The organism is Pseudomonas sp. URMO17WK12:I6 (genome assembly GCF_003253625.1).
Classification (GTDB): domain Bacteria; phylum Pseudomonadota; class Gammaproteobacteria; order Pseudomonadales; family Pseudomonadaceae; genus Aquipseudomonas.
Genome location: NZ_QKYZ01000004.1, coordinates 32048 through 49323, shown reverse-complemented (window position 1 = coordinate 49323; position 17276 = coordinate 32048). Strand labels below are relative to the sequence as shown.

The window sequence follows — 17276 nt, the reverse complement described above, 5'->3', positions numbered from 1 at the left end:
GGGTTCGAGGACTTAATCAACGGACAGCGTCCGTGCACCACGGCTGCCAACCAGCACCAGCGCACCGTCGGCGGACTGAGCGGCGCCGGTCACCGGGGTCGATGCCGGTTGCTGAACCAGGTGCAATTGCGCGCCTGTGCCCTGGCTGACCAGCATCTGCCCGCCCTGGGTGAACAAGCGATAGTTGCCACGGTTATCGACGAGGCCGGCGGTGATGCTGACGTGCAGGCCACTGTCCAGCGGGGTCCAGTTGAGGCCGCCGTCGGTGCTGCGCAGCACGTTGCCGCGCAGGCCGTAGGCAATCACTTCGCCGGGTTTGCCGAGCACGCCGAAAAAACTGCCCTGATAGGGTGTCGGCACGGCGGTGAAGCGCTGATCGGCGTTGTTCCATTTGAGCAACAGGCCCTGCTCACCGGCGATGTACAACGCATCGCCGGTGGAGGCGATGGCGTTGAGGTGAAAGCCCTGCGGGTTGTCGGTGCGATCCTGAAACGGCGTCCAGCTCTGGCCGCCGTCTTCGGTACGCAGGATCAGGTTGAACACACCGACCACATAACCGAGGCGGTCGTTGGCGAACCAGACATCGAGCAAGGGTTTGTCGGCGCCCTGCGCCACCAGGCGTTCACCTTCGGCGACCAGCTGCGGCCATTGTTCATTGCCCGGTTCTGCACCGGCTAACGCCTGGTAATGCTTGACCAGTAAGGCGCCGATCTCGCGGCCGTCCAGTTGCTTGCGCCAGGTCGCACCCGCGTCACTGCTGTGCAACACCACACCGTCGCCGCCCACTGCCCAGCCTTGGGTGGCGGAGGGAAAACTGACGGCATTGAGGTCGGCACTGACCGGCACGGCGGCCTGCTGCCAGTGTTTGCCGGCATCATCGGAATACAGAATGTGCCCACGCTGCCCGACTGCAACCAGACGATCGCCGGCGCGGGCCATGCCCGATAGCGGGCTGTTGATAGCCAGGGCGCTGACCCTGGCCGGCAGATCCAGCACGTCGACATAACCGGAGGCCTGGCTCAAGCCCTGCAACATTGCAAGCAGTGCGCCGAGCGCCAGCCGCAGATAATTTTTGTACGAACACATACCGCGTCCTCTTCGGATAACCGCGCCGGGACACACATCCGTGTGCCTGACTTTCAAACCTGGGCGTGCGAAACGATCGGCATACGCCGACCGTCGTGCGGTCCCTTGCCTTGCGGGCAACGGAACGCACGGACGCGTTGTCACGGTTTGCTTAGCGAATCCCGCTACCTGCCAGGGATTCCGACGACCACTGCGCCTTGGAGAGCGGCTCGATGTACTTGATGCCGCCGTAAGGGCCCACCACACCGTTGATGTTGTAGGAGCCACCCACCAGGTCGTAGATCATGAAGGGCGTGGAGTCCGGGACTTGCTTGTCGTAGCTCTGGCTGAGGAACGCGAAAGAGCCACGGTACAGCTGACCACGGGCGTCGTACTGGTCAGAGGCCAGAGCGGTCCAACTGTCTTCATCGAGGTAGAAGCGACGCTTCTGATAGATGTGTCGGGCGCCAGCCTTGAGATTGCCCTCCACCACCCAGACGCGATGTTTTTCCCAACGCACATAATCGGGTGCCAGGTGATTGGCAGTGGTCAGCGACTTGGGGTCCTGGGCGTAGGTCAGCTTGTAAGTGTTGTAGGGCACGATCATTTCCTGCTTGCCCACCAGCTTCCAGTCGTAGCGGTCCAGTGCACCGTTGAACACGAAAACATCGTCGTAAGTGCCCGCGCCGGCGGTGCCGGGGTTGGGCGTGTCGTACGCCAGGTTCGGTGCCAACTTGACCCGACGCTGGCCAGGCAAGTATTGCCAGGCACGGCGCGGCTGCTGCAGCGGGTTGGCGGCGTCCTTGAGCATCACCGCTTCACCGGCCCGGCGCGCAGGGCCGGTGTAGGACAGCTTCATCTGGTAGTACACGTCGGCGCTGCTGATCGGCTGCGCCAGGTTCTCGTAGATCGGATAGGAAATGAACGCCTGCCCGGTGGTCGCCAGGCTCGGAATGCCTGCGGAGTCGACGTTCCAGGAGTCGTACTTGGAGTTGATGCTGACGCCCTGATAACGCAACAGGAAGTTCCACATCGCCTCGTTACCCGTCTGCGGAATCGGGAACGGTACGCCGGGCAGCACGTTATCGACGGCCAATCCGCCCTCGAGGGACTTGGCGCCGGTGGCATTTTTCACCCCGTTGTCCAGCACCGCCTTGGGCAAAGAGACGGTACGGTGGGTCGGGTAGACATTGACGTGGAAACTTGGGAACCGCTTGGCCAGTTCCGCCGTGGTTGCACTGAGCAAGCCCTTGTACTGATCGACGTTCTTGCCGTCGATCACCAGCAGCGGCTTTTCGTTGGCGAAGGGATCCGGGCGCATGCTGTCACCGGATTTGAAGCTGGCCGGCGGCGTGGTCAGGCCACCGTCATAGGCGGGGATGGATCCGTCGGCATTCCCGGCTTTTTCAGCCCCGACCAGGGTCAGGCTGGTGCCGAGCCTGGCGGCTTCCTGAGCCGATACAGCGGCCTGTGCCTGGGAGGCAATAACCATCGCCAACGAGGCGGCTAACACGGTTTGCACACATTTCATCTTGTTATTCTCCTGCTTACTTTGCGTAAGCCAGTGGTGAATCAAAAAGTGGTTTTCATCGTCAGGTAAACGGCGCCACGGTCCTCTGTCGTGGCACCACCACCGGAGAAGGCCGAGTAGCCACCGCCGTAACACGCGTAGTTTTCATTGCCGCTAAAGGCATTGGGTGTGGAGCCGTCTCCGCTGCCGGCATTGGCCGCGCCGGTGCTCGAACCACTGACGTCGCACTTGTCGGTCTTGCCGAAGGAGTCCACGTACTTCAGGTCGATGAAGTATTTGTTGTACACAACAGCACCCACGCCCAAGGCATAGTTGCCGGTGTCTTTGGCACCGCCACCGGACACCGGTGACACGCCAGCGAGGCCGACGTTGATGGACATCGGGGCGTTGAGATCGACCCCCGGGAATACCTGGTACCAGGTCGGTGTGAAGTTGACCGCGATGCCCCAGTTGTCCCGGGTCGGCTGGTCGATGCCGCGATAGGTGTCCTGGCCCTTGTAGAGCGCTTCGTTCTTGCTATCGAGCTTGAGCAGGTTGCTGTAGTACAACTCGGCGAGCAGGCTGGCCGAATCGAACACCGGTGTTTTCGGGAATGTCATCAGGCCGTTGAGCGTCCAGTGCAACGTGTCACCGGTGGCACTCAGGCTGTCGCCCTTTTGCGGGGTGTCATAGATCACACCGGTGGCCGCCGTACGGGCCGGCAGCAGGCCCAGACCGGCGCCGAAACCCTGCGGCCCGGTCGAGCTGACAATCGCCGGAATACTGGCCAGCGGCATGTTGTGACGAATGTTCAGGTCCGAACCCACACTGATACCGCGCACATCCTTGGACAGGCTCAGGCCAAAGATCTGAATGTTGTCGGCATAGGCCAGTTGATAGGTGCTGGTGCTCAACGAATTGAGGGTGTTGACCACCGCCGGCACCATGCCGGCAGGCGGGGTGCCGTTGGGATTGGCAGACGTCAGCCCGGTGGCGTTCAGCCAGGCTTGCGGCAGGATTTCCGAGGTATTGCGGTAGTAAACACCGAGGGTGCCATCCAGCCAGGCCGGCGACCACTTGGCCATTACCCCCCAGTCACCGCGCTTGTCCGGCGTCAGGTCATGACCGCGACGCACATTGGTCAAACTGTTGCAGGGTGCCAGACCGCAACCCAACGGGCTGCCCGGCACCACGCCATTGGTGTTGCCCAGCAGGAACGACTGCGCACCGAAGCCGACCAGATCGGAGCCGCCATAGTAAGTACCGGCTTCCGGCAAGCGGGCGGCATCCCAATCGAGGAAATACTGAGCGGCCACGGTCAACTCGGGATTGACGGTGAACGACATCGACAGCTGGTTACGCGGAACGAACAGTTCCTTGGCTTCGGTTCCCGGCGAGGCGGCCAGTTTGGCCAGGTCCAGCCCGGACTGGCCGTAGCTGATCGAGTGCACCGGGTTGAGAATGGTCTCGCCCCAAAACACGTTGTGTTGACCGGCCTTGACGCTCAACAGCGACTCCTCGCCCACTTCGGTGCTGTAGAACACGAAGGCATCGAGGATTTCGCCGGAAGGACCGGTGTAGTAACGCTCGGCGTAGTGGCTCAGGTGGGGGCTGCCATTGCCGACATTGTCGCCCGTGACCCCGGCCAGGCGCGGATCGTTGGCGACCAGACCCGACCTTGCGTCATTGCCATTGACGAACGGGTTGGAATTGGAACCGGTGTTCTCGTAGGCCTTGTCATACCAACTGGCGGCGCTGACGCGAAAGCCCATGTGGTCCTTGTAGACCACATCCATTTCGGTCAACAGGTCAACGCGGTTGGTGATGTTGGTTCCGGCCTTGCGGAAGTTGTAGTCGCCATCGTTGTTGTTCGGCGTCGCCAACAGGCGCTTGTCGGCGCTTTCGGTGCGCACACCGTAGTTGTACTTGACGGTGTTATCCAGGCGCGCGGTCCAGTCCGGGTTACCTGTGTCGAGTTCGACCGCATGGGCAACCGGCACGGCTGCGCCCAGAATGGCCGAGGCCAATAAGGTGCATCGCGAGGGGGCGAACCCGTGACTCTTATTGTTGTGCATTGCGTTGTCTCCGCCTTTTTGTATTTGTTTTAAGCGCAGCCACCCTCACACCCCCTTGTTCCAGGGGTTTGCGTTTTTCAGGAATGAGGGCAAATGCCGGATGACTGGGGGCCACCCGGCGCCTGAACTAGCGGTCCAGCTCCAGGATGAGAGCTTCGGCTTGAGGCCAGTGGCCAAAGCCTGCAGCCGGATTGAGATGACCTGCATCGCCCACGTTGAGCAGTTCACTGCCCCAGCCTTCAGCCAGCTGAGTGACGGCGGCCAGGCTGGCGAGATGGTCGTTGGTACTGGCGGCCACCAGACTGCGGAACGGCAGCGGCCCTTTTGGCAGGGGGTTCCAACCCTGGGTACGCAGGGTTTCAGCGGATGGGTAGCCTTGCGGCCAATCAGCATCGAGATCCGGAGGAGTGGCCAGCAGCGCGCCCTTGATCGGCCGGCTGTGTTGCGCAGCCCAGTGCGCGACCATCAACACGCCCGCGCTGTGGGCCACCAGAATCACCGGCCCATCGATCTGCTCCAGCTGGTGTTGAATCGCATCGACCCGCTTGGCGCAATCGAGCTTGTCGGTTGCCTGCGGCGGCACACTGCGCACCTTGCACAACCTGGCTTCAAGCAGCGTTTGCCAATGCTCGGCAACGTGCTCGCGCAGGCCCGGTACGATCAGAACGGTTGCGGCAGTTTGCAGTTTGTCCACGTCAACACCTTCGCTTTCTCGATGACTCGACTGGCTCTATTGGCCAGGGGCTTTTTGTAGGACTGACATTAAAGAGCGCCCACCCGAAGCGCTTTTCATTGGACGTCAGGCACTTTTCTTTTCATGACAAATTTCCAGGGATCGGCACGCGGCGACCATTGGTCGTAAATCCCCTCAGGTTCTCTGCGGGTCACTGTAATCAACGGGTGAGCGTCGATTGCGCCACGACAACGGAGGTGATCCTGGACAGATTTGAGCGAGCGCCCTCGACAACCTCGCAACTGTTCAATTGCTGATGTGCTGGATATAGTCGCCACGCTCATTTGAATCGCAACCGGCCCAGGAAAGACTTTCGCATGCCCAAGCTTGTTCGCGCCGCCGTCTTGACCAACTACCTGGAAGTCACTCAATACCTGGGGTTCAACCCGCGCGATGTACTGGCCGGCGTCGGCCTGAGCAAAGCCCTGCTGCAAGCGCCCGAACACCGCATTCCCATTGATGCCGCCGTACGCCTGCTGGAAGACTCGGCCGCCGCCAGCGGCTGCCAGAATTTCGGCCTGAGCATGGCCGAGTCGCGCCAGCTCTCGGACTTCGGAGTGGTCAGCCTGCTCCTCAGCCACCAACGTACGCTGCGTGATGCCTTGCAGGTCGTGGTGAATTACCGTCACCTGATGAATGATTCGCTGGCCATCTTCATTGAAGAGGCCGACAAGATGGTGATCATTCGCGAGGAGGTAGTCACTGAATCGCCAATGCCTTCCCGCCAGGCCACCGAGCTGGCCATCGGGGTCATGTTCCGCCTGTGCGCTGCCTTGCTCGGTACACACTGGCACCCCTACAGCGTCAACTTCACGCACCAGCCCCCGGACAACCTGCAACTGCATCGCCGCCTGTTCGGCTGCACGCTGGAGTTCGGCAGTGAGTTCAATGGCATTGTCTGCTCCGACGCCAGCCTCGACATGACCAACCCCAATGCCGACCCGGCCATGGCGCGCTACGCCCAGAGTTACCTCGACTCGCTGCTCAACCACGAAGGCCCGTCGATACTGTTCGAGGTGCGCAAAGCCATCTACCTGCTGCTGCCGATGGGACGCGCCACCATCGAGCAGATCGCCCAGACCCAAGGCATGAATGTCCGGACTCTGCAGCGCCGCCTCAAAGACGACGGCTGCGCCTTCAACGACCTGATCAACGACGTGCGCCGCGACCTGGTGCTGCGCTACCTGGATAATCCGAATTACTCGCTGGGCCGGATCGCCGACATGCTCGGCTACTCCATGGCGAGCTCCTTCACCCGCTGGTTCATCACCCAGTTCGGTATGCCGCCCGCTACATGGCGCAGCGCACAAAAACACACCGTCAAGTCACCGACTGCCCCAACCACCCTGCCCGCGCCGCAAAAACCCTGAGCCAAAAAAAACGGCGACTGCTGGCACAGTCGCCGTAAAAGAACCGGTATCAGTGACACCGGCCGAGAGTCCTGTGGCGAGGGAGCTTGCTCCCGCTGGGGTGCGAAGCAGCCCCTTTTTTAAGACCACTGCATTTTTCAGAAAGTACGCGGCGAGCCGTTTTGGGGCCGCTTCGCACCCCAACGGGAGCAAGCTCCCTCGCCACAGGATTTTGTGTACTTACAGCCCCCAGCGCAGCAACAGCAACACCAGCACGACCAGGAACACCGTCTCCCCCACCATCAGCAGAATGGGTTTGATACCGACCGCCGCCAGCTCCTTGAGCTGAGTCTTCATACCCAGGGCGCTGATGGAAACCACCAGGCACCAGCGCGACAGTTCATTGACCGAACCTTGCACCACCGGGGCGATCCAGCCGGTGCTGTTGATACAGGCCAACAGCAGAAAACCGACGGCGAACCACGGTAGCAGCGGTGGTCGCTTGCCGGTCGGATCGGCACCCTGCATACGCGTGACCATCGCCGCACAAACGATCACCGGCAGCAGCATCGCCACCCGCATCAACTTGACCACCGTGGCGGTATCGCCAGTTTCGGTCGAGAGGCTGTAACCAGCGCCGACGACCTGGGCGACATCGTGGATGGTCGCCCCCAGGAACACCCCCGCCACTTGCGGCGACAACGACAGCCAATTGGCAATCATCGGGTACACGATCATTGCCAGGGTCGACAGCGCCGACACCCCGATCACCGTGAACAACGTCGCACGTTCTTTCTGTGGATGATTGGGCAACGCCGCCGCCAGCGCCAACGCCGCCGAGGCACCACAAATCGCAGTGGCCCCGCCGGTGAGCATGCCGAACAAGCGCTGAAACCCCATCGCCTTGGCCGCGATCACCGAGACGCCGATCGTCACCACCACCAGAATCACCACCAGCGCCACAGGCTTCCAGCCCAGCGCGGCAATCTGCTCAAGGGTGATGCGCATGCCGAGCAAGGCCACGCCAATGCGCAACACAGTGCGTGCAGTGAATTCGATACCAGCCTTGCAGGCACCCTCACTGGCCAGGAAGTTCAGCGCCATGCCCAACAGCAAGGCAAACAGCATCACCGGCGCACCGTAGTGCTCGGACAAAAAGGACGCGGCGGCCGCCACGATCAAGCTGACGATAAAGCCTGGCGCCAATTCGCGCGTTCGGCTGTGGATACGGGTAAGCGCGATAGCGTTCATGGCGCGGGCTCCTCGCAAGCGATGACGATGAATGCCTGGCCGTCAATTGTCTCGACCGGATAGTTGGCAACTTTGACCTGGGTTGAATTGAGCAAGTAACCGCTGCGCAGATCGAAGCGCAGGCCATGGGCGCAGCACTGGATCACCCGCCCCTCAAGGCGCCCGCCACACAACGAGGCGCCCTGGTGCGGACAACTGTCGTCAATGGCGAACAGGTCACCTTCGATGTTGAATAACGCCAGGCTTTTACCATCGCATTCGAACAGCGCACGACCGCCTGCCGGCGGGAGTTTTCCAGCGGGCACGGGGATTCGAAGACTCATGCCGATTGCCGCGCACGATGACTGTCGAGCAAGGCTTCGCACATGGCGTCAAATAGCGCCTCGGCAGGCTGCGCGCCAACCACTGTCAGGCGACCATCGAACTGAAAACTGGGCACGCCGCTGGCGGCTCCCGCCTCGTTGCCAATGAAAGGATCGCCGTCGCCTTGCAGGCAGGAGGCCATGGCATCAGGGTCGAAGCCACACGACCGGGCGATGGCAAGCAAGGTCTCCTGGCAGCCCAGATCCTCACCGCTCTCTGATCCCTGAAGCTGGAAGTAAGCAGCGAACAAACGCTCAAGCAAAACATCGCATTGGGCGCTATTGCCGAGCACCCTCGCACGCTCCAGCAAGCGATGGGCGTCGGCGGTATTGGGCATGCGGACGATGCGACTCAGATCGATGGGCACGCCCACCGCCATCGCAGCCTGCTGCACCTGGGCCAGGCGCATCGCTACGGCTTTAAGACTGCCCAGGCGCTTGAGGTAAAAATCGACAAAGGGTTCACCCTGTGCCGGCAACTGCGGCAGCAATTGCACCCCGTGCCACACCGTGGTGATTTCCACGCCGGGTTGCCGGACACGCAGCAGGTCTTGCGCGCGCGCAAGTTGGCGCTTGCCGATCAGGCACCAGGGGCAGATGAAATCGAAAAACACATCAATACGTAAACGACCACTCACAACTTCACCTCTAACACCGCTTTGCCAATCGAATCGTGGACTTGCTCGCCCTGAAGCCGGGCCATGTCCTTGTGGTAATGACACTTGGCGTAAAAGAACACGGCCGCTGCCGCGATACTGACCAGTGGCACCATTTGAAAAGCCGCCTGCAAGCCGATGAGGTCGGACACCCGGCCGGTGATGAACGGCCCAGGCGCCAGCCCCAGCATGTTGTTGGCCAAGGTCAGCGTGGCGAAGGCCGTGCCATGGACCGAGTAATGGGTCAGGTTGGCAACCATGGCTCCGCAAGGACCGGTCGTGCCGGCGGCAATCAACATCCCCAGGCAGATCAGCACCAATTGCACAGGCCCTGCCGGCAGGGCGAAGGCAGTCGACAACAGCAGACAACTGCCCAGGCAATAGGCGATGGCCAAAGCGACTTTGCGCTCCGGCGAAGGGCGACACAGTCGATCGCTGAGCATGCCGCACAGGATCATCCCCGCGCCGCTGCACAGCACGATGATCGCCGCGACGCCGCCCGCCTTGTCCGTGGCCATGTCGTAATAACGATTGAGGTAGCTGGGCATCCACACAATCACGGTGCCGCCGACGAACAGTTGCAAGCCACTGCCGATGTAGGCAGCGATCACCGAGCGGCTGGAAAACAGCGTACGCAACGGACGCTTGACCGCGGCAGCCGCCTTGTTCGCCGCCTGCGCGGCACGCTGCGGAGCAATGCGTGCTTCCTTGACGATGATCGGGTAAAGCACCGCCAGCAGCAGGCCGAACAGCGCCATGCCGGCGAACGACCAGCGCCAGCCCAGTTTGGCGGCGATGGCACCGCCCAGCGCCATGCCTAATACCGAGCCAAACATGCCGCCCGCCATGAAGGCACTGGCCAGCGTTGCACGCATGTGTTTGGGAAACACCGAAATCACCACCGCGATGCCGACGCTGCCATAGGCTGCCTCGCCGACTCCCACCATGAAGCGGGCGATAAACATCTGCTGGTAGTCCTGCGCCAACGCGCAGCCCAGTGTGGCCAGGCTCCACAACAGCGCCATCAACGCCAGGCTCTTGACCCGACCGAAGCGATCCGCCAACAACGACAAGGGGAAGGTGAGCAGGCCGACCATCAGGGCAACAATGCCACTGAGCAGACCGAGCTGACCGTCGCTCAGGGCCCACTCGCCCTTGAGCATCGGAAACACCGCATTCAGTACCTGGCGCGACATGTAATCGGAAATCAGCAGGCCGAACGTCAGTGCGAAGACGATCCAGGCATACTTGCGCGCAACGCCGACGCCACTGCCGTCGTCATCGTCTGCGGCGATTGGGTGAAAGGCCATGCAGCCTCCTCAGAGCTTCGTTTTATTGTTGTTATCAAGCGTGTTGCCATGCAGCGAGCGGGAGGCGTTTAACCGCCCGCTTCGTCTGCCGATCAGTCGATCAGCCGCGTTGCGGCACACCTTTTTGTCCAGCCTTGCGGTTGGGGGCCATGCCATTGGCCAACAGGGTTTCTTCGATGCTTGGGTACTGCACACCGATGCGATAGATCTCGCGAGCTTCTTTACCGGTGGCGATTTCGCGACCCAGTTCATGGGCAATGCGTACGGTTTGCTCGATTTGCTGCACCGAGCTGAAACGCTTGCCCTTCTGATCAATGATCGTGTCTTCAATCCCCACGCGAGGGTGCAGCCCCATCGCCAGCGCCATGGTATTGAACGGCAGTACGTTCTTGAGCAGCGATTCAGCGGTCAGGGTGCAACCGTCCGGCGCGCGATGGATGAAGTTGAAGAAGTTGAACGGATTGGGGCCATCGAAACCGCCGCCGATGCCGATCCAGGTCAGGTTCAACGGCCCCCTGTACACGCCTTTGCGTACCAGGCGTTCAAGGGTCTCCATGGCATGCATGCCGGTCAGTTGGAAATGCGGCTGGATGCCGTTGTCCATCAGACGCTTGAGGTGTTCGGCGACCCAGGCCGGGCCTGCCGGTACGGTCATTTCGCTGTAGGCCGCCTGATAGGCAGGGTTGGCCAGGGACGTACCTTCCAGGTATTCCGGATACAGCAACTCCATGATGTTCATCTGGGTGGTGTTGATAGCCACCGTCACCTGATCCGGTTTTGGCGTCAGCTCCGCGAGCATGTGGCGAGTGTCGTCAGACAGCCACTTGGCCGCTTCACCATCGCTTTCGGGTGCGAAAGAAATCGAACCACCAACCTGGATGATCATGTCCGGCACGGCTTCACGCACACCGGCGATCAACTCGTTGAACTTGGACAGACGCTTGGAACCCTTGCCGTCCAGTTCGCGCACGTGCAGGTGCAAAACCGTGGCACCCGCCTCATAACAATCGACCGCTTTCTGCACCTGCTCATCCATGGTCAACGGGATGTCTTCGGGAAAGTCTTCCGGCATCCACTCGGGGCCATACGGGGCCACGGTGATGACTACCTTTTCCATGTTTTCCGGGTGCAGGGAATCGTCGAAGAATTGCATGGGTTACTCCTATTATTATGGTTGTCCACACGCCCGGATCGCGCCGGGCGGACGTGTCTGTGAGAGCGAATGCAGCTGCGGTCGATCGTTAAGTCTTGTCGCCGATGATGCCGGCGCGTTCCATCTTGCGATGGCACGGCGGGTAATCCATGACGGCGTAGTGCTGGGTACTGCGGTTGTCCCAGATGGCGATGCTGTTGGGTTTCCAGCGCCAGCGCACCTGGTACTCGGGGATGTAAGCCTGGCTGATCAGGTAGCGCAGCAACTCACTGGCACCCGGGTTGGCGTCCTGGCCGAAGCGCACCCGCTCGGGGGTGTGGTAGTTGCTCAAGTGGGTGGTAAAGGCGTTGACGAACAGCACCTTTTCGCCAGTCTCCGGATGGGTACGGACCACCGGATGCTCGGCATCCGGGTACATCGCCTTGAGCGCCAGACGCTTTTCAATCGGCATCGCGGCACCGAAACTCGCTTCGATGCTGTGGCGCGCACGCAGGTCGGCGATCTTCGCCTTTACGTCATCCGGCAACCGCGCGTAGGCCTCCACCATGTTGGCCCACATGGTGTCGCCGCCGACTGGCGGGCATTCCACGCAACGCAACACGCAGCCCATTGGCGGCGCTTCGCGCCAGGTCGCATCGGTGTGCCAGGCGTTCTCGTAACGGTCCATCGGCTGGTCCGGGCGCTTGTAGATGCGCACCAGCCCTGGATGATCCGGGTCACTGCCGGCCACCGGGTGATCCTCCAGTTCGCCAAAGCGCCGGGCGAAGGCCACGTGCTCGGCGCGGGTGATCTCCTGATCACGCAGGAACACCACGCGATGCGTGAGCAACTGAGCACGGATCTCGGCAAAAAGACCGTCGTCATGCACCGCATCGGCGAGGTTGACGCCCAGCAGTTCCGCGCCAATGCTGCAAGTCAACTGTTCGACTTTCATGGAAGACGACTCCCTTAAATGACGAAAATCGATGAGCCCGTGGTCTTGCGTGATTCCAGGTCGCGATGGGCCTGGACGGCATCCTGCAAGGCATAGTGCTGGTTGATCTCGATCTTGATCCGGCCGCTGCCGACATGGTCGAACAACTCATTGGCCAACGCGGCTTTTTCCGCCGGGTCGGCGATGTAGTCGGCCAGGGCCGGACGGGTCATGAACAGCGAGCCTTTCATCGCCAGCAGTACCGGATCGACGGCCGGGATCGGACCGGAAGCCGTGCCGACGCACACCATCAGGCCACGACGCTTGAGCGAATCCAGGGAACCCATGAAGGTGTTCTTGCCGACACTGTCGAACACCACGTTGACACCAACGCCGTCCGTCAACTCGCGCACACGCTGGGCGACGTCTTCATGGCTGTAATTGATCACATGGTCGCAGCCATGGGCCCGGGCGATTTCGCCCTTGACCTCGGTGGACACGGTGCCGATGACGGTCAGGCCGAGCAGCTTGGCCCACTGCGCCACGATCAGGCCCACACCACCGGCGGCAGCGTGCAGCAGAATGCTGTCGCCGGCCTTGAAATCGTAAATGCGCCGCATCAGGTACGACGACGTCAGGCCGCGCATGGTCATCGCCGCGGCGGTCTCGAAACTGATGGTTTCCGGCAACTTGATCAGCGGTGCGGCCGGGATCAACCGTTCGGTGCTGTAGGCACCCAATGTATTGAGAAAACCGGTGTAGGTGACGCGATCCCCCACGCGCACGTTGGTAACCCCCTCGCCGATCGCCTGGACCACGCCGGAGGCTTCGACCCCCATGCCATTGGGCATCGGGATCGGATAAGTGCCATTGCGAAAGTAGGTATCGGCATAGTTCAGGCCCACCGCCACATGACGCAGACGAACCTGGCCTGGACCGGGCTCACCGACTTCGACCTCCTCATAACGGAGGACTTCGGGACCACCGGTTTCGTAGAAGCGTACGGCTTTGGCCATGTTTTCTTATTCTCCAGTCTGCAAGGTTGGCGTGCAGCGTCGATTTGCGCTGACTGGACTGTAGGACGCCGCCTGACGAGCCGCTTCTCATCAGACGACAATGGCTTTTCATTTCATGACAGTAAGCCGGCAGGCAGGGGTGGCATCCACTGGCCACTCGTCGGGCGACGCAACCCGACTGATTGACAGCGATGGGTGCCTGCGCAATTATTATTACATCGCATGCGATACAAACGCATACGATACACAAATCACATCATTCGAAACGTTGAGGATCCACCCCATGAGCAAGATCGAAAAAGTCCTGATGACCGGCAAGACTCACACCACCGCCAGCGCCGCTGGCAACACGTCGCGTGGCCATAACGGCAGCCTCGACATCACGCTGTCGTCGCCTGGAAGCGCGAAACCGGCGCACGTGTTCGCCGCTGCTCAGCCACACCCGACCGCCGAGCAATTGTTCGCCGGTGCATGGTCGGCCTGCTACACCGCCGCTGTCGGGCTGGTGGCCAATGACATGAACGTGGTGCTGCCGTCTGATTTGTCGGTCGACATCGAAGTCGATCTGGGCCAGACCGGTGCGGCCTACTTCCTTCAGGCTCGATTGACGCTCCGCGTGCCGGGTCTGGCGCATGACGTTGCGACGACACTGGCGCACACCGCCGATCAGATTTGCCCGTACTCGAAGGCGACGCGCGGCAATATCGACGTGGCCCTGAACGTCCTCACGGTTTAACGCACCACGATTGGCATTTTTTTTACTCACATATATCGCATGCGCTTTAAGCGCATGCGAATAACAAGGCCAACCCCATTCCGATAAAATCGTATACGAGGTATATTTTGCCTTTGCGAGCCTTCTACTTTGGCCAACGAGGAAGCACATGAAACGCACTGACAAGACCGTCCCCCCTGATCTGAAGCTCTCCGACTTCCTGTGTTTTGCGGTCTATTCCACGAACCTGGCCTTCGGCAAGGCCTACAAACCGATACTCGAGCACTTGGGGCTCACCTATACGCAATACATCACCATCGTTGCGCTATGGGAGGAAGACCACCAAACCGTGGGCAGCCTTGGCGAGAAGCTGTTTCTCGAATCGAACACGCTCACACCGATCCTGAAGAAACTGGAAGCGATGGGCTACCTGCAAAGGCAACGTGATCCCGAGGACGAGCGGCAGGTGCGGATCAGCCTGACGAAAAGCGGTCGACAGCTACGCGAAGACCGCCCCGAAACGGGCCTTTCCCACGCAACGGGTCTGGAACCGGAGGAGTTCACACAGTTGCAGAACGCGATCGTGAAACTGCGCAACAACCTCATCAAATCGACGAAAGCCGAGGGATGAGCAAAACAAATACCTTGATACCGAAATGAAAAAACGGGCGCCCTGATCGGCGCCCGTTTTTTATTCAAAGGCTCGCTGGCAGGGCTGCGGCTACTGCCCATGAGTACTCCGCTTGTCGCCCTGTTTTGATATGTTTATTTTCACACAGCTGATTTGTGAAATATTTTATGTCATTTATAGCCTCGTAAATCATCAGGACAGTCCACCTCGCCAGACCGGACGGCAGCCCCGTATCACCAACGCCCCATCCAAGGAGTCAACAATATGAACAAGACAGAACTTCTAGGTGCTCTGGCACTGTGCGCCGCAAGCTTGCTGGCGCACGCCGACGAGGACAGCCTGCGTATCGGCATCGAAGCCGCCTACCCGCCCTTCTCCTTCAAGACGCCGGAGGGCAATGTCAGTGGTTTCGATTACGACATCGGCAACGCGCTGTGTGCAGAGATGAAGGTCAAATGCGAGTGGGTCATCCAGGAATTCGACGGCATGATCCCATCGCTCAAAGTGCGCAAGATCGACGCTGTGCTGTCGTCGATGTCGATCACTGAAGACCGGATGAAGTCGGTCGACTTCAGCAAAAAGTACTACCACACGCCGGGCAAGTTCGCGATGAAGAGCGGCAGCGTGATCAACGACCCGCTGGTCGATCTCAAAGGCAAGAAAGTCGGCGTACAACGCGCCTCGACCTACGACCGTTTCGCCACTGAGCAACTGGCGCAAGCCGGCGCCCTGGTGGTCCGCTACGGCTCACAAAATGAAGCCTTCCTCGATCTGGCATCAGGTCGCCTGGACGCCACCCTCGCCGACATCGTCAACACCGATGAGAGCTTCATCAAAACCCCCATAGGTAAAGGTTTCGCTCTGGTTGGACCGGACATCAACGACCCGAAATACTTCGGCAGAGGCGCCGGGATCGCGGTGCGTAAAGGCGACAGTGCGAACGTTGCACGCCTGAGCGCAGCGATTGACGCCATCCGCGCCAATGGCAAGTACCAGCAAGTGATGGCCAAGTACTTCGCCTTCGATATCTACGGCGAATAAGCCGTTACCCGAAACCCTGGCGCCGGCGTTTGCGGGTGCCACTTCTGGCTTGTCTCGCGCGCCTCACGGCGCTCGCTTGAGGAACTTCATCATGCTTCACGGCTACGGATCGAGCATTCTCGATGGCGCCTGGCTGACCATTAATCTGGCCCTGACTTCCATGACCATGGCGATTGCCCTGGGTCTGATCGGCGCCGCCTTTCGTTTGTCACCGTTCAAATGGCTGGCGATGCTGGGCGAAGGCTATACCACCCTGATTCGCGGTATTCCCGACCTGGTGCTGATCCTGCTGATTTTCTACGGCGGCCAGGACCTGGTGAACCGCATTGCCCTCGCGCTCGGTTACACCCGCTACATCGACATCAACCCCTTTATCGCCGGCGTCTGCACCATGGGCTTCATTTTTGGTGCCTACCTCTCGGAAACCTTTCGCGGCGCCTTTATGGCGATCCCCAAAGGCCAGGGCGAGGCCGGTGTGGCTTATGGCATGAGCGCCGCTCAGGTGTTCTGGCGGATTCTGGTGCCGCAGATGATTCGTTTCGCCATTCCGGGGTTCACCAACAACTGGTTGGTGCTGACCAAATCCACCGCGCTGATCTCGGTGATCGGGTTGCAGGACATGATGTTCAAAGCCAAAAACGCAGCGGACGCCACCCATGAGCCGTTCACGTTTTTCCTCGCGGTGGCCGCGCTCTACTTGCTGCTGACCAGTGTGTCATTGCTGGTGCTGCGCTATCTGGAAAACCACTACTCGGTCGGCGTCAAAGCCACCGAACTGTGACGGGGAGCACAGCCATGATTCTCGACTACAACCTGATCTGGGAAAACCTGCCGCTGTACCTCAATGGCGCCTTGTTGACCCTCAAAGTTCTACTGATTTCCCTGGCCGTTGGCCTGGTGCTGGCGATTCCTTTAGCGCTGATGCGCGTCTCCCGATCGCCGTTGATCAGCTTCCCGGCCTGGCTCTACACCTATGTGATTCGCGGCACCCCGATGCTGGTGCAATTGTTCCTGATCTATTACGGCTTGGCGCAGTTCGAAGCGGTACGCCAAAGCGTGCTCTGGCCTTACCTGTCCAGCGCAACCTTTTGTGCCTGCCTGGCCTTCGCGATCAATACCAGCGCCTATAGCGCGGAACTGCTGGCCGGCAGCTTGAAGGCCACGGCCCACGGCGAGATCGAAGCCGCCAAGGCCATGGGCATGTCGCGCTTTACCTTGTACCGCCGCGTGCTCCTGCCGTCGGCCTTGCGCCGGGCACTGCCGCAATACAGCAACGAAGTGCTGATGATGCTGCAGACCACCAGCCTGGCGTCGATCGTCACCCTGGTCGACATCACCGGAGCCGCTCGTACGGTCAGTTCGCGGTTCTATCTGCCATTCGAGGCGTTCATCACCGCCGGCCTTATCTATCTGGCCCTGACCTTCATCCTGGTTCGTCTGTTCAAGCTGGCCGAGCGCCGCTGGCTGGCCTATCTGGCACCGCGCAAGCACTAAGG

The 17276-nt window shown here is 60.6% G+C and carries 17 protein-coding genes; 6 read left to right on the top strand and 11 right to left on the bottom strand.

Annotated features, from left to right (window positions below):
• Positions 1-12: 12 nt before the first annotated feature.
• From F475_RS08380 to F475_RS08365, 4 genes are all read right to left on the bottom strand, one after another.
• Positions 13-1086, bottom strand: a complete 1074-nt coding sequence (locus F475_RS08380) for a YCF48-related protein (RefSeq protein WP_111453678.1) — start codon at positions 1084-1086, stop codon at positions 13-15.
• Between the two features lie 151 nt (positions 1087-1237).
• A complete protein-coding gene (locus F475_RS08375; protein WP_111453677.1) occupies positions 1238-2596 on the bottom strand; it encodes a DUF1329 domain-containing protein in 1359 nt (452 codons plus the stop codon).
• 41 nt (positions 2597-2637) lie between these two features.
• A complete protein-coding gene (locus F475_RS08370) occupies positions 2638-4650 on the bottom strand; it encodes a DUF1302 domain-containing protein (RefSeq protein ID WP_111453676.1) in 2013 nt (670 codons plus the stop codon).
• A 127-nt stretch (positions 4651-4777) separates the two neighbouring features.
• Positions 4778-5344 (bottom strand): alpha/beta hydrolase, encoded by a 567-nt coding sequence (locus F475_RS08365; RefSeq protein ID WP_018928315.1) that lies wholly within the window; start codon positions 5342-5344, stop codon positions 4778-4780.
• 356 nt (positions 5345-5700) lie between these two features.
• Here F475_RS08365 and F475_RS08360 point away from each other — a divergent pair, with 356 nt between their 5' ends.
• A complete protein-coding gene (locus F475_RS08360) occupies positions 5701-6753 on the top strand; it encodes an AraC family transcriptional regulator (protein ID WP_111453675.1) in 1053 nt (350 codons plus the stop codon).
• A gap of 219 nt (positions 6754-6972) precedes the next feature.
• Here F475_RS08360 and F475_RS08350 read toward each other — a convergent pair whose 3' ends face one another.
• From F475_RS08350 to F475_RS08320, 7 genes are all read right to left on the bottom strand, one after another.
• Positions 6973-7983, bottom strand: a complete 1011-nt coding sequence (locus F475_RS08350; RefSeq protein ID WP_064616844.1) for a YeiH family protein — start codon at positions 7981-7983, stop codon at positions 6973-6975.
• Positions 7980-8306: a Rieske 2Fe-2S domain-containing protein gene (locus F475_RS08345; RefSeq protein WP_026286598.1), complete on the bottom strand. Its 327-nt coding sequence runs from the start codon at positions 8304-8306 to the stop codon at positions 7980-7982. The genes F475_RS08350 and F475_RS08345 overlap by 4 nt, the downstream gene beginning before the upstream one ends.
• Positions 8303-8983, bottom strand: coding sequence for a DsbA family oxidoreductase (locus F475_RS08340; RefSeq protein ID WP_111453673.1), 681 nt, complete (start codon positions 8981-8983; stop codon positions 8303-8305). Before F475_RS08340 ends, F475_RS08345 begins: the two co-directional genes overlap by 4 nt.
• Positions 8980-10311 carry an MFS transporter gene (locus tag F475_RS08335; RefSeq protein WP_111453672.1) on the bottom strand — a complete coding sequence of 444 codons (1332 nt, stop codon included), beginning with the start codon at positions 10309-10311 and terminating at the stop codon, positions 8980-8982. Before F475_RS08335 ends, F475_RS08340 begins: the two co-directional genes overlap by 4 nt.
• Before the next feature lie 100 nt (positions 10312-10411).
• Positions 10412-11464 (bottom strand): 3-keto-5-aminohexanoate cleavage protein, encoded by a 1053-nt coding sequence (locus F475_RS08330; protein ID WP_018928321.1) that lies wholly within the window; start codon positions 11462-11464, stop codon positions 10412-10414.
• A gap of 88 nt (positions 11465-11552) precedes the next feature.
• Positions 11553-12398, bottom strand: a complete 846-nt coding sequence (locus F475_RS08325) for a TauD/TfdA family dioxygenase (RefSeq protein WP_019581932.1) — start codon at positions 12396-12398, stop codon at positions 11553-11555.
• A 14-nt stretch (positions 12399-12412) separates the two neighbouring features.
• A complete protein-coding gene (locus F475_RS08320; RefSeq protein WP_111453671.1) occupies positions 12413-13393 on the bottom strand; it encodes a quinone oxidoreductase in 981 nt (326 codons plus the stop codon).
• 283 nt (positions 13394-13676) lie between these two features.
• Between F475_RS08320 and F475_RS08315 the strand changes: the two genes are divergently transcribed.
• From F475_RS08315 to F475_RS08295, 5 genes are all read left to right on the top strand, one after another.
• Positions 13677-14129 carry an Ohr family peroxiredoxin gene (locus F475_RS08315; RefSeq protein WP_019581930.1) on the top strand — a complete coding sequence of 151 codons (453 nt, stop codon included), beginning with the start codon at positions 13677-13679 and terminating at the stop codon, positions 14127-14129.
• Positions 14130-14277: 148 nt separating this feature from the next.
• Entirely contained in the window at positions 14278-14739 is a 462-nt protein-coding gene (locus F475_RS08310) for a MarR family winged helix-turn-helix transcriptional regulator (protein ID WP_111453670.1), read from the top strand.
• Positions 14740-15003: 264 nt separating this feature from the next.
• Entirely contained in the window at positions 15004-15780 is a 777-nt protein-coding gene (locus F475_RS08305) for an ABC transporter substrate-binding protein (RefSeq protein ID WP_096480788.1), read from the top strand.
• 91 nt (positions 15781-15871) lie between these two features.
• Positions 15872-16561, top strand: coding sequence for an ABC transporter permease (locus tag F475_RS08300; protein ID WP_111453669.1), 690 nt, complete (start codon positions 15872-15874; stop codon positions 16559-16561).
• A gap of 14 nt (positions 16562-16575) precedes the next feature.
• On the top strand, positions 16576-17274 hold the full coding sequence (locus F475_RS08295) for an ABC transporter permease (RefSeq protein WP_018928327.1): 699 nt from the start codon (positions 16576-16578) through the stop codon (positions 17272-17274).
• Positions 17275-17276: the final 2 nt, after the last annotated feature.

What these genes read in the sequence shown, in the direction of transcription:
- F475_RS08380 (WP_111453678.1), bottom strand. Translation starts at nt 1,086, where the DNA reads ATGTGTTCGTACAAAAATTATCTGCGGCTGGCGCTCGGCGCACTGCTT.
- F475_RS08375 (WP_111453677.1), bottom strand. Translation starts at nt 2,596, where the DNA reads ATGAAATGTGTGCAAACCGTGTTAGCCGCCTCGTTGGCGATGGTTATT.
- F475_RS08370 (WP_111453676.1), bottom strand. Translation starts at nt 4,650, where the DNA reads ATGCACAACAATAAGAGTCACGGGTTCGCCCCCTCGCGATGCACCTTA.
- F475_RS08360 (WP_111453675.1), top strand. Translation starts at nt 5,701, where the DNA reads ATGCCCAAGCTTGTTCGCGCCGCCGTCTTGACCAACTACCTGGAAGTC.
- F475_RS08350 (WP_064616844.1), bottom strand. Translation starts at nt 7,983, where the DNA reads ATGAACGCTATCGCGCTTACCCGTATCCACAGCCGAACGCGCGAATTG.
- F475_RS08345 (WP_026286598.1), bottom strand. Translation starts at nt 8,306, where the DNA reads ATGAGTCTTCGAATCCCCGTGCCCGCTGGAAAACTCCCGCCGGCAGGC.
- F475_RS08335 (WP_111453672.1), bottom strand. Translation starts at nt 10,311, where the DNA reads ATGGCCTTTCACCCAATCGCCGCAGACGATGACGACGGCAGTGGCGTC.
- F475_RS08330 (WP_018928321.1), bottom strand. Translation starts at nt 11,464, where the DNA reads ATGCAATTCTTCGACGATTCCCTGCACCCGGAAAACATGGAAAAGGTA.
- F475_RS08325 (WP_019581932.1), bottom strand. Translation starts at nt 12,398, where the DNA reads ATGAAAGTCGAACAGTTGACTTGCAGCATTGGCGCGGAACTGCTGGGC.
- F475_RS08320 (WP_111453671.1), bottom strand. Translation starts at nt 13,393, where the DNA reads ATGGCCAAAGCCGTACGCTTCTACGAAACCGGTGGTCCCGAAGTCCTC.
- F475_RS08315 (WP_019581930.1), top strand. Translation starts at nt 13,677, where the DNA reads ATGAGCAAGATCGAAAAAGTCCTGATGACCGGCAAGACTCACACCACC.
- F475_RS08310 (WP_111453670.1), top strand. Translation starts at nt 14,278, where the DNA reads ATGAAACGCACTGACAAGACCGTCCCCCCTGATCTGAAGCTCTCCGAC.
- F475_RS08305 (WP_096480788.1), top strand. Translation starts at nt 15,004, where the DNA reads ATGAACAAGACAGAACTTCTAGGTGCTCTGGCACTGTGCGCCGCAAGC.
- F475_RS08300 (WP_111453669.1), top strand. Translation starts at nt 15,872, where the DNA reads ATGCTTCACGGCTACGGATCGAGCATTCTCGATGGCGCCTGGCTGACC.
- F475_RS08295 (WP_018928327.1), top strand. Translation starts at nt 16,576, where the DNA reads ATGATTCTCGACTACAACCTGATCTGGGAAAACCTGCCGCTGTACCTC.